The organism is Mycobacterium sp. NGS45 (assembly GCF_059812645.1).
This window is the reverse complement of the sequence record NZ_JCALDB010000042.1, coordinates 1-9,995: the sequence shown is the minus strand read 5'-3', so window position 1 is coordinate 9,995 and position 9,995 is coordinate 1. Positions and strand designations below refer to the sequence as shown.

At 66.0% G+C, this 9,995-nt stretch carries 14 protein-coding genes and 3 tRNA genes; 13 read left to right on the top strand and 4 right to left on the bottom strand.

Annotated features, from left to right (window positions below; genetic code table 11):
• Positions 1-20: 20 nt before the first annotated feature.
• Positions 21-245, bottom strand: coding sequence for a hypothetical protein (locus AC5Y3P_RS22090; protein WP_500048076.1), 225 nt, complete (start codon positions 243-245; stop codon positions 21-23).
• Positions 246-826: 581 nt separating this feature from the next.
• Here AC5Y3P_RS22090 and AC5Y3P_RS22085 point away from each other — a divergent pair.
• Both AC5Y3P_RS22085 and usfY read left to right on the top strand, forming a co-directional pair.
• Complete coding sequence (locus AC5Y3P_RS22085; RefSeq protein WP_500048075.1) at positions 827-2,092, top strand: L,D-transpeptidase; 1,266 nt, start codon at positions 827-829, stop codon at positions 2,090-2,092.
• 330 nt (positions 2,093-2,422) lie between these two features.
• Positions 2,423-2,731 (top strand): protein UsfY, encoded by a 309-nt coding sequence (gene usfY, locus AC5Y3P_RS22080; protein WP_500048074.1) that lies wholly within the window; start codon positions 2,423-2,425, stop codon positions 2,729-2,731.
• Between the two features lie 25 nt (positions 2,732-2,756).
• Here the strand turns inward: usfY and AC5Y3P_RS22075 are convergent, their stop codons facing one another.
• The 3 genes from AC5Y3P_RS22075 to AC5Y3P_RS22065 all read right to left on the bottom strand — a co-directional run bounded on the left by AC5Y3P_RS22075 (position 2,757) and on the right by AC5Y3P_RS22065 (position 4,634).
• A complete protein-coding gene (locus tag AC5Y3P_RS22075; protein ID WP_500048073.1) occupies positions 2,757-3,095 on the bottom strand; it encodes a GNAT family N-acetyltransferase in 339 nt (112 codons plus the stop codon).
• A gap of 13 nt (positions 3,096-3,108) precedes the next feature.
• Positions 3,109-3,807: a crotonase/enoyl-CoA hydratase family protein gene (locus AC5Y3P_RS22070; RefSeq protein ID WP_500048072.1), complete on the bottom strand. Its 699-nt coding sequence runs from the start codon at positions 3,805-3,807 to the stop codon at positions 3,109-3,111.
• 110 nt (positions 3,808-3,917) lie between these two features.
• Positions 3,918-4,634 carry an MBL fold metallo-hydrolase gene (locus AC5Y3P_RS22065; RefSeq protein ID WP_500048071.1) on the bottom strand — a complete coding sequence of 239 codons (717 nt, stop codon included), beginning with the start codon at positions 4,632-4,634 and terminating at the stop codon, positions 3,918-3,920.
• A 125-nt stretch (positions 4,635-4,759) separates the two neighbouring features.
• On the opposite strand from AC5Y3P_RS22065, the gene AC5Y3P_RS22060 reads away from it, so the two are divergent.
• The 11 genes from AC5Y3P_RS22060 to nusG all read left to right on the top strand — a co-directional run.
• Entirely contained in the window at positions 4,760-5,209 is a 450-nt protein-coding gene (locus AC5Y3P_RS22060) for an RrF2 family transcriptional regulator (protein WP_500048070.1), read from the top strand.
• Positions 5,206-6,429: a globin domain-containing protein gene (locus tag AC5Y3P_RS22055; protein ID WP_500048068.1), complete on the top strand. Its 1,224-nt coding sequence runs from the start codon at positions 5,206-5,208 to the stop codon at positions 6,427-6,429. The genes AC5Y3P_RS22060 and AC5Y3P_RS22055 overlap by 4 nt, the downstream gene beginning before the upstream one ends.
• A gap of 177 nt (positions 6,430-6,606) precedes the next feature.
• Positions 6,607-6,679: transfer RNA gene (locus AC5Y3P_RS22050), tRNA-Thr, on the top strand.
• Between the two features lie 30 nt (positions 6,680-6,709).
• Positions 6,710-6,783: transfer RNA gene (locus AC5Y3P_RS22045), tRNA-Met, on the top strand.
• 35 nt (positions 6,784-6,818) lie between these two features.
• Complete coding sequence (gene rpmG / locus AC5Y3P_RS22040) at positions 6,819-6,986, top strand: 50S ribosomal protein L33 (RefSeq protein ID WP_068250576.1); 168 nt, start codon at positions 6,819-6,821, stop codon at positions 6,984-6,986.
• 43 nt (positions 6,987-7,029) lie between these two features.
• The gene (gene hadA, locus AC5Y3P_RS22035) at positions 7,030-7,509 is read left to right on the top strand and encodes a (3R)-hydroxyacyl-ACP dehydratase subunit HadA (RefSeq protein ID WP_500048067.1); all 480 of its coding nucleotides are present in this window, start codon (positions 7,030-7,032) and stop codon (positions 7,507-7,509) included.
• A complete protein-coding gene (gene hadB / locus AC5Y3P_RS22030; protein ID WP_500048066.1) occupies positions 7,496-7,927 on the top strand; it encodes a (3R)-hydroxyacyl-ACP dehydratase subunit HadB in 432 nt (143 codons plus the stop codon). The genes hadA and hadB overlap by 14 nt, the downstream gene beginning before the upstream one ends.
• A gap of 2 nt (positions 7,928-7,929) precedes the next feature.
• Entirely contained in the window at positions 7,930-8,400 is a 471-nt protein-coding gene (locus AC5Y3P_RS22025) for an FAS1-like dehydratase domain-containing protein (RefSeq protein WP_500048065.1), read from the top strand.
• 165 nt (positions 8,401-8,565) lie between these two features.
• A tRNA-Trp gene (locus tag AC5Y3P_RS22020) sits at positions 8,566-8,638 on the top strand.
• A 109-nt stretch (positions 8,639-8,747) separates the two neighbouring features.
• Positions 8,748-9,191, top strand: a complete 444-nt coding sequence (gene secE / locus AC5Y3P_RS22015) for a preprotein translocase subunit SecE (RefSeq protein WP_500048064.1) — start codon at positions 8,748-8,750, stop codon at positions 9,189-9,191.
• A gap of 35 nt (positions 9,192-9,226) precedes the next feature.
• The coding region (gene nusG, locus AC5Y3P_RS22010) for a transcription termination/antitermination protein NusG (protein WP_500048063.1) at positions 9,227-9,995 on the top strand (769 nt) is incomplete at its 3' end.

Genomic DNA, 9,995 nt, shown 5'->3' with positions numbered 1-9,995 from the left:
GGGGATGTGGATCTGTTGGGTCAGGCGCCCACTCGAGTGAAGAATGCTGCGCCGATCAAACCTATCGCGATCGCGAGGGTGGGTTGACCGCTACTGATCGCGAACGCCACCCCGCTGATCACGGCGACGGCGATGAGCAAGAGCAAAACCGCCAGCAACACCCGGTGGCCACTGATGGTGCCCCCCGCCGCGGGCGGCAACGCCCGCTTCTGTCGCTGGATCGGACCCTCGTTGAACCCGCCCATGTCATTCCCTTCGCTATGGCCTACAACACAGTCTAGACGTTTTTGTGCGATAAGACACATCGACCCCGGGTGTCGCGAAGGTGAGTCGAGCTAAACGATTTGCCAGGTCAGAGGTGGTTAGGTCAGCTATTCGCCGTCCTTGACGGCCGCGGATGACAGTGCCGGCGCCCGCCCGGCGCAGCCGGCCGACACCGCAAACCGTTGCTGGCACTCGTCGTCCGACAGTGCTTGAACCGGGCGGGGCAGCGGTGCGCATCCCACCGCGGTCAGATCGGCCGCGAGCTAATTCCAGGACCACACCGTGACAGCGGCCAACCGGGAGCGGAACCGCGACACGGATCGCCGATTGGCCGCAGCGGGGGGCAGCAGCGTTCGGGTGTGGCAGCATGAGGACCCCGGCGCCGCAGCGTTGCGGATACCCAACCTGGTGTGCGCACGCCTGGATGCCCCTGACCGACGCCGACGCGACATCGAATCGTGGCCCGGCCGGTCCGGCGTATCGCAGTGCGCGCCACTACCATGAGAGCACCGGCCGGATCGCAGCCCGTAGCCGTTGTCGCAGCACATTGGAGAATTTGCAGATGTCGACTCGCCGCGTCCGAGGTGCTTGGCTCGCAGCGGTTTTCGCCGCGCTGGCGGTGCTCGGCGGCGTCGTGGTGTCGGCCGCGCCGCAGTGCCGTGAGAACTGCACGACGGTGACGGCGGCGGTCACCCCGGTGGTCCAGTCGGCAGCACCGCGGCCGGCGGCATTATGGGTGCGGCCCGCGCCCGCGGCTCAGGACGTCAACCCGGCATCGGCGGTGTTCGTGGCGGCCGCAACCGGCACCTTGACGTCGGTGGAGATGGTCAACGAATCCGGCTACCCGGTCGAGGGCAAGATGAGTCAGGACGGCCGGGTGTGGCAGCCCGCCGAACCGCTCGGCTACGGCCGCAGCTACACCATGACGGTGGCGGCGCGCGGGCCGTCCGGAATGCTCAGCCGACAGACGTCGAGTTTCTCCACCGTCGCGCCGGACGCACTGGCCAACGCCTACCTGACCACCACCGGCTGGATCCCGCTCAGCGAGGGCGCCAGCTACGGCGTCGGCATCGTGCCGGTCGTGCGGTTCGACACCCCGATCGTCGACAAGGCCGCCGCCGAACGCCGGCTCAAGGTCACCACCAACCCGCCGGTGGCCGGCTCCTGGCACTGGATGAGTGACCAGAACGTGCATTGGCGGCCGGAGAAGTACTACGAACCCGGCACCGTGGTGACGATCGACGCCGGCATCTACGGGACCGATCTCGGCGGCGGCGTATTCGGTCAGGAAGATCAGCGGGTCAGCTTCCGGATCGGTGACTCGCACGTGTCGGTCGCCGACGACAAGACCAAGCAGATCTCGGTGTACGAGAACGGCAAGCTGGTGCGCACCATGCCGACCTCGATGGGCAAGGGCGGCACCGAGACGGTCGCCGGCAAGACGTTCTCGTTCTGGACCCCGCCGGGGGTCTACACCGTGCTGGACACCGAAGCCTCGGTGGTGATGGATTCCTCCAGCTACGGGCTGCCGGTCGGCTCGGCCGAGGGGTACCGGCTGACCATCCCGTGGGCCACCCGGATCAGCATCAACGGCATCTACGTGCATCAGTTGAACTCGACCATCTGGGCGCAAGGCAACACCAACGTCAGCCACGGCTGCCTGAACCTGAGCGACGAGAACGCCAAGTGGTTCCACGACTTCTCGGTGCCCGGTGACATCGTCGAGGTGCGCGGCACCGGCGGCCCGCCGTTGGATCCGGCCGACAACGGCGACTGGGGTGTGCCGTGGGATCAGTGGGTGGCCGGCAGCGCGTTGGCGCGGACCTGACCTGACCGCACCCGGGCGATCAGTCCTCGGCGTGCCTGCGTTGGTCCCAACTCTCCAACCGGGTCTGCAGCACTCGCACCGTCAGCGCCAGCGTCGGCATCGCGCCGGCCAACCAGATCAACGTTGCTGTGCTCATTGCCTCGCTCCTCGTTTCGGCTGCATTCCCGACGCTAGGTGCGGGTGCCGACGCGCGCATGAGTAGTTCGCTACCTGTAGCTGCGTCGGTGGGTGCAAAGCCGGACGGCCGTCCGCCGCCGAGACACCTGAGCCTGTGATGCAACTCACAACAGAGGTATCCTGGAGGCATCTCTTGCGACGGAGGGAGATGCGATGAAAGGCGCGCATCGCGACCCGGTGGACCACGCCAGAACCACGCAACCGCATGCCGGTGAATCCTTCATCGACACGCTGTGGCTGCCCGGCTTGTTGCTGATCGGGGTGGGCACGGTACTGATCGCGGCCACGGTCGCGGCCACGGCCTACGGCAACCCCAGCTTGTCGATCATCCTGGGTCTGATCGCCGGGGCGCTGGTCACTGCCGGCGCGTTGGCGATCACGCTGGAACACCAGCGGGTCAAGCGGGTCGAACGGCGGTGGCTGGCCGATCACCAGCCACCGGGCTCGCTGACCACGACGTAGCGGCCGAGCTACCGGCCCGGGGTGTTCACACCCCGGGCGATAGCCACTGCAAGATCTCGGGCGTGGCCTCGTCCACCACGTCTGCGAAGCCGTCGTTCTTCTCCAGATAGCCGACCACCATCGGACAGACCGGCACGATCCGCAGTCCCTCGGCGCGGGTCGCGGCCAGTGCCTCGCCGATCAGCAGGGTGGCCAAACCCCGCCCGCCGTAGGCCTCGTCGACCTCGGTGTGCGGAAAGATGCGCTTGCCGTCGCGCTCGGCGAAGGTGACCAGGCCGACGGGTTTGCCTTCTACCTCGATGCTGAACCGGTCGTCGTGTTTGGTGACGCTGACCGGGGCACCGGTCTTGTCGGTGAGGGTCATGATGGTCCTTTCCTCAGGCGAGCCCGAGTTCGGCCGGCATCTTCTCGATACCGGCGCGGATGCCGTCCAGCGCTTCGGCGCGGACCCGCAGCTTGGACGCGACGTGGGCGCCGCGGTTCAACTTGGCGAACTCCCGGGCGGCTTCTTCGGCGCGCTCGAGCACCGCGTCGGGCAGCACGATCTCATCGATCCAGCCGGCCGCCAGCGCGGCTTCGCCGAAGTACACCTTGGCCAGGCCGACGGACTGCTGCGACGCCGCCGGGGTCAGCCGCAGCTTGACCAACTCCAGGGCGGCGTAGGGCATCACCATGCCGATCGCGACCTCGTTGGCCTGAATGTTGTAGCCGGGTGCGGCGATCCGGTGGTCTCCGGCGCACAGCAGGAACGCGCCCATCGCGATGGCGTGCCCGGTGCAGGCCATCACCACCGGCGTCGGGAACGACAGCAGCCGATGGGTCAGTTCGAAACCGCCGCGCAGCATCGCGATCGCGGCTTCGGCGTCACCGGAGCCGAACACCCGCAGGTCGAACCCGCCGCTGAACACCTTCTGGTTGCCGGTCAACACCACCGCGCCGACGCCGTCGCGTTCGGCGGCGTCCAGGGCGTCGTTGACGGCCTGCTGCATCTCGAGGCCGAGCGCGTTGGCCTTGCCGTCGTCGAGGGTGATCACGGCGATGGTGTCGTCGTGCCGATAGGTCACGGGTCCGGTCATGCACCCGACGTTACGGAACGGCGCTCCACGATGCTGCATTCATCTAGAAGCTGGGTAGCGACTTTCGCCCGAAACGTGTCCCTAGACGCCAAGTGAACGGTGCTGGCAGCTCACGCGCCGCCCATCAGCATCCGCCATTGATCCAGGTTCAACGCGCGGTAGACGTAGTTGGTGCGCTTGACATCGGCCAGTTGCGCGCTGGGTTCCGCCGAGTACCAGTGCCCGGGGAACACCGTCGGATCTCCCGGCAGGGCGGCCAGTTGCTGCAGGCTGCGGAACATCTCGTCGGCGTCGCCGCCCGGGAAGTCGGTGCGGCCGCAGCCGTCCAGGAACAGGGTGTCGCCGGCCACCAGCCGCCCGTCCAGCAGGAAGCACTGACTGCCCGGTGTGTGGCCCGGGGTGTGCAACAACTCGATCTCGATGGCGCCGGCGCTCACCTTGTCGCCGTGTTCATGACTGGTCAGGTCCGACAGCGGGATCTCGGTGATCCGCGACACCCACTGGGCCTCATGGGTGTTGACGTGCACCGGGACGCTCTGCCGATCCAGCAGTTCGGCCAGGCCCTTGAGCGTGAAGCCCATCATCGATCCGCCCACGTGGTCGGGATGGTGATGGGTGACCAGCACGCCGTTCAGCCGCATGCCGTCGGCCTCCAGGATGTCGACCAGATCATTGGCCGCATAAGCCGGGTCGACCACCAGCGCCTCGCCGGTCTCCCGGTCGCCGATCAGGTAGGAGAAGTTGCGCATCTGCTGGGCGATCATGTCGCCGGCGGCGAAGTCGCGACCAGACAGCAGCTGACGGAAGTACAGACGGTCATCACCCATGCCCCCAGCCTATTTGGCGGCCCCGTCAGAGGTCGTCGCAGGTAAAAAAACCGCACGTCATACGGTGTTTAACGCCACAGTCGCAAAAGTGGTATCTGAAATGCGCAATTACTAGCGTCAATGACGTGCAACTGACCCGATTCACCGACCTCGGACTGCGAGCCATGATGCTGCTGGCCGCGGGCGAGTCGCGGGATCAGCGTGTCACCACCCGCTCGATCGCGGTGTCGGCCGCGGCTTCGGAGAACCACATCGCCAAGGCGGTGTCCCGGTTGGTCGAACTGGGCATGGTCAACGCCCGGCGCGGGCGGGTCGGTGGTTTGGAACTGACCGACGCCGGCCGCGAGGTGTCGGTCGGCTGGTTGGTGCGCAGCCTCGAAGGCGACCGCGAGGTCATCGACTGCGCCGGTGACAGCCCCTGCCCTTTGGTGCCAGCTTGTCGGCTGCGTCGCCTGATGGCCGATGCGAAGGAGGCCTTCTACGCCGAACTCAACCGCTACACCATCGCCGACTTAGCCGGAAGCCCAACGCTGCCCGTGCTCTTGCAACTCACCACCGAAAGGAATCCGCAATGACCATCACCATCGAGCGCGCCGAACTCGAGCCGCAGCATGCCGAGGTCATCAAGGCGACGCTGCCCTTGGTCGGCGCCCACATCGATGAGATCACCGCGGAGTTCTACCGCCGGATGTTCACCAACCATCCGGAGCTGTTGCGCAACCTGTTCAACCGCGGCAACCAGGCTCAGGGCGCTCAGCAACGCGCACTGGCCGCCTCGATCGCCACCTTCGCCACCCACCTGGTCGACCCGGACCTGCCGCACCCGACCGAACTGCTGTCCCGGATCGGGCACAAGCACGTGTCGCTGGGCATCACGGCCGATCAGTACCCGATCGTGCACGAGAACCTGTTCGCCGCGATCGTCGAGGTGCTCGGTGCCGACACCGTCACCGCCGAGGTGGCCGAGGCCTGGGACCGGGTGTACTGGATCATGGCCGACACCTTGATCGCGATGGAGCACGCACTCTACGTCGAGGCCGGCGTGGCCGACGGCGACGTGTTCCGCCGGCTGCGGGTGGCCCGCCGGGTCGACGACCCGTCCGGTGCCGTGCTGCTCACCGTGTGCGGTACACCCGCCCAGCGGTTGCCGGATTTCGCTCCGGGACAATATGTTTCGGTCGGGATCACGCTGCCTGACGGGGCCCGTCAGCTGCGCCAGTACAGCCTGGTGAATGCACCCGGCAGCGATGAGCTGACCTTCATGGTCAAGCCCGTCGAAGCGGTCGGTGACAGCCCGGCCGGTGAGGTGTCGAACTGGATCCGGGCCAACGTCTGCGTCGGCGACCTGATCGACATCACGGTGCCGTTCGGTGACCTGCCCAAGCCCAACGGCTCGCCGCTGGTGCTGGTGTCGGCAGGCATCGGGATCACGCCGATGGTCGGCATCCTGGAGTACCTGGCGGTCGAGGCGCCGGCCACCGTGGTTCGGGTGCTGCACGCCGACCGCGGTGACCAGAGCCACCCGCTGCGGGAGCGTCAGCGGGAACTGGTGGCCGCGCTGCCCAACGCCAGCCTGGACGTCTGGTACGAGGACGGGCTGACCGCCGGGATGCCGGGCGTGCACGCCGGACTGATGTCGCTGGACGGCATCGAACTGCCCGCCGGCGCCGAGGTGTACCTGTGTGGCAACAACGGCTTCGTGCAGGCCGTGCGTGGTCAACTGGTCGCGCACGGGGTGTCGGCCGGCCGGTTGCACTGCGAGCTGTTCAGCCCCAACGACTGGCTGCTGGACTAGCGGAAACGGCAGACCGCGCTCGGGGTGATCCGGTCACGGGAATCACCCCGAGCGCGGCTCTTGTTGCCCCTGGCAGCCGAAATGACCTGCGGTTTGGTGTTGAAAAGCCCCAGGCTGTACCCTCTTTAAGGCCCGCCGAGAGGTTCGCGGCGGGACAGCAGGACCCAGCAGTACCAGGCCCCCTTAGCTCAGTCGGCAGAGCGTTTCCATGGTAAGGAAAAGGTCAACGGTTCGATTCCGTTAGGGGGCTCGACGGTCGCCGCTAGGCGCCCGCTCATATGGCGGTGTAGCTCAGCTGGTTAGAGCGCACGACTCATAATCGTGAGGTCGGGGGATCGAGTCCCCCCACCGCTACAAGAACCCGCAGAACGTGAAAGAGAGCAGTCGACGTGGCCTCCAGTACAGACGTACGGCCCAAGATCACCTTGGCCTGCGAGGTGTGCAAGCACCGCAACTACATCACCAAGAAGAACCGCCGCAACGACCCCGACCGGTTGGAGCTGAAGAAGTTCTGCCCCAACTGCGGCAAGCACCAGGCGCACCGCGAGTCGCGCTGAGGCTCGCTTTCGCTGTTGAAGTCAACTAGGTAGGTTCTGGTACGTGGCTCTGTCCGAAAAGATTCTCGGGTTGAACTACCGCTACCCGGATCACTATCAGGTTGAGCGCGAGAAGGCCCGGGAGCACGCCACCGCGGTCAAGAATGACGCTCCCTACTTCTTTGCGGAGCAGGCCGCCGCGGAACTCGGCTATCCGAATCTGCTGGTGCCGCTCACCTTCATCTGTGTCTTCGGCTACAAGGCCCAGGTCGCCTTCTTCGAGGCGGCCGGGGTCGAAATCAGCGACGCCAAAATCGTCCAGGTCGATCAGGAACTGAAGTTCCTCAAGCCCATCCTGGTCGGTGACAAGCTGTACGCCGACGTCAATGTCGATTCGGTGCGCACCGCACACGGCACCGACATCGTCGTGATCAAGACCGTCATCACCGATCAGACCGGTGAGATTGTGCAGGAGAACTACACCACCCTGGCTGGGCGTAGCGAGGACAACGGAGAAAGTGGCTTCAACGATGGCTCTGCGTGAGTTCAGTTCGGTCCAGGTCGGCGACAAGCTGCCCGAGAAGACGTATCCACTGACCCGGCAGGACCTGGTCAACTACGCCGGCGTCTCCGGTGATCTCAACCCGATCCACTGGGACGACGAGATCGCCAAGATGGTCGGTCTGGAAGACGGTGCGATCGCCCACGGCATGCTGACCATGGGCATCGGCGGCGGCTACGTCTCCGAGTGGATCGGCGACCCGGGCGCGGTGACCGAGTACAACGTGCGGTTCACCAGCTTCGTCACGGTGCCCAACGACGGCGTCGGCGCCGAACTGGTGTTCAACGGTCGGGTGAAATCACTGGACCCCGAGACCAAGAGCGTCACCATCGCGCTGAGCGCCACCACTGGGGGCAAGAAGATCTTCGGCCGCGCCGTCGCGTCGGCGAAGCTGGCCTGAGCATGTCGCTGAACCTCAATGTCGTCGGGATGACGCACAAGTACTCCAACACCTTTGTGGTGGGCCGCGAGAAGATCCGCGAGTTCGCCAAGGCGATCAAGGACGAGTCACCGGCCTGCCACGACGTCGCGGCGGCCGCCGAGCTGGGCCACGACGGGCTGGTGGCGTCGGTCACCTTTCCGGCCGTGATGGCGCTGCTGGTGCAGAAGGAATTCTTCCGCGTCCACGACTTCGGTGTGGAGACCATGCAGATCGTCCAGACCGACCAGCGCTTCGTCTTCCACAAGCCGCTCAAGGAAGGCGACGAGCTGTCCTGCTGGTTCAAGGTCGAGACGCACAAGGAGTCTTTCGGCGTCGACATCGTGACCAGTCGCAACGTCGTCCGGAACCAGGATGACGAGCTGGTGCTGGAGGCGTTCACCACCCTGATGGGCCGTGACTCGGAACGGATGGCCGACATCAAGCTGATCTGAGCGGTCGGCGCCGGGTGATTTCGGTCTGGGACCGGGCTGGGGGTACACTCAGACCTCGGGTTTTTCCCAGCACAAGCGCGCTTGTCCGTCGGTTGGCCAGACCGGTCGGAGAGCGCGCGCGTTATGTGGGCAGCATCCGGTAGCAGTACCAGTCGGAATCGACAGAGGGGCGTAGCTCAACTGGCAGAGCAGCGGTCTCCAAAACCGCAGGTTGCAGGTTCAAGTCCTGTCGCCCCTGCTCCAAATTGAATATGGGCTTCACACGCCGCTTTTGGCAGTGTGGACACTGGAAAGATGGGAACCATCCGACCCAACGGGTCGCAGCGGGTTGAGCTAAGGAGCATGCGGTGAGCGACGAGCGCGACACCGACACCGAGGTCACGGGCACCGGCCCGGACGACGACGGTGCCGGCCAGACGGTTGTCGCAACTCCGCAGCGGCCGACCGGTAAGCGGACCCGTCGCCGGGCCGCGGCGGCCCAGTCCGACGAGGCGACCGAGATCCTCGAGTCCGAAGGGGTCGAGGAAGGCTCCGGCAAGGCCGCCAAGAGCGCCAAGGCCAAGAAGAAGGCCGCGCAGGACTCGCAGGGCGGCGGGATCCTCGCGCCGTTCAAGTTCGTCGTCAACTACCTCAAGCAGGTCGTCGGTGAACTTCGTAAGGTCATCTGGCCCAACCGCAAGCAGATGAGCACCTACACCGTGGTGGTGTTGGTGTTCTTGGTCTTCATGACAGCGCTGATCAGCCTGACCGACATCGGTCTGGCCGAGCTGGTGCTGCTGGTGTTCGGCTGAGGCCGGGGAACCATGACGAGGAAGGACTGACAACCGTGACTAGCTTCGAGGGCGACACGCCCGCGGCTGAGTCGGTCGAGCCGAACGCCGAAGTCGCCGACGAGGCGACCCCGGTCGACGAGGCCGCAGCGGTCGAGTCGGCCGAAGTTGCCGACGCGGCGCCGGCCACTGAAGCGCCGGCTGAGGACGCCCCGGCCGAAGAAGAGGACCCCGCCGTCGCGCTCAAGAAGGAGCTGCGCCTCCAGCCGGGCGACTGGTACGTCATCCACTCCTACGCCGGCTACGAGAACAAGGTGAAGGCCAACCTCGAGACCCGGGTGCAGAACCTGGACGTCGGCGACTACATCTTCCAGGTGGAGGTGCCCACCGAAGAGGTCACCGAGATCAAGAACGGGCAGCGCAAGCAGGTCAACCGCAAGGTGCTGCCCGGCTACATCCTGGTCCGGATGGATCTGACCGACGACTCCTGGTCGGCCGTGCGCAACACCCCGGGCGTGACCGGGTTCGTCGGCGCCACCTCGCGGCCCACCGCGCTGTCGCTCGACGACGTGGTGAAGTTCCTGCTGCCGCAGGGTGCGGCCAAGAAGGCCGCCAAGTCCACCGCGGCCGTCGCCGCAGCGTCGGGCGAGGCCACCCTGGAACGGCCGGAGATCCTGGTCGACTACGAGGTCGGCGAGTCGGTCACGGTGATGGACGGTCCGTTCGCCACGCTGCCCGCCTCGATCAGCGAAGTGAACGCCGAGCAGCAGAAGCTCAAGGTGCTGGTGTCCATCTTCGGCCGCGAGACACCCGTCGAGCTGACCT

Coding starts and splice junctions, on each gene's coding strand:
- AC5Y3P_RS22090 (WP_500048076.1), bottom strand. CDS start 245: ATGGGCGGGTTCAACGAGGGTCCGATCCAGCGACAGAAGCGGGCGTTG.
- AC5Y3P_RS22085 (WP_500048075.1), top strand. CDS start 827: ATGTCGACTCGCCGCGTCCGAGGTGCTTGGCTCGCAGCGGTTTTCGCC.
- usfY (WP_500048074.1), top strand. CDS start 2,423: ATGAAAGGCGCGCATCGCGACCCGGTGGACCACGCCAGAACCACGCAA.
- AC5Y3P_RS22075 (WP_500048073.1), bottom strand. CDS start 3,095: ATGACCCTCACCGACAAGACCGGTGCCCCGGTCAGCGTCACCAAACAC.
- AC5Y3P_RS22070 (WP_500048072.1), bottom strand. CDS start 3,807: ATGACCGGACCCGTGACCTATCGGCACGACGACACCATCGCCGTGATC.
- AC5Y3P_RS22065 (WP_500048071.1), bottom strand. CDS start 4,634: ATGGGTGATGACCGTCTGTACTTCCGTCAGCTGCTGTCTGGTCGCGAC.
- AC5Y3P_RS22055 (WP_500048068.1), top strand. CDS start 5,206: ATGACCATCACCATCGAGCGCGCCGAACTCGAGCCGCAGCATGCCGAG.
- hadB (WP_500048066.1), top strand. CDS start 7,496: ATGGCTCTGCGTGAGTTCAGTTCGGTCCAGGTCGGCGACAAGCTGCCC.
- AC5Y3P_RS22025 (WP_500048065.1), top strand. CDS start 7,930: ATGTCGCTGAACCTCAATGTCGTCGGGATGACGCACAAGTACTCCAAC.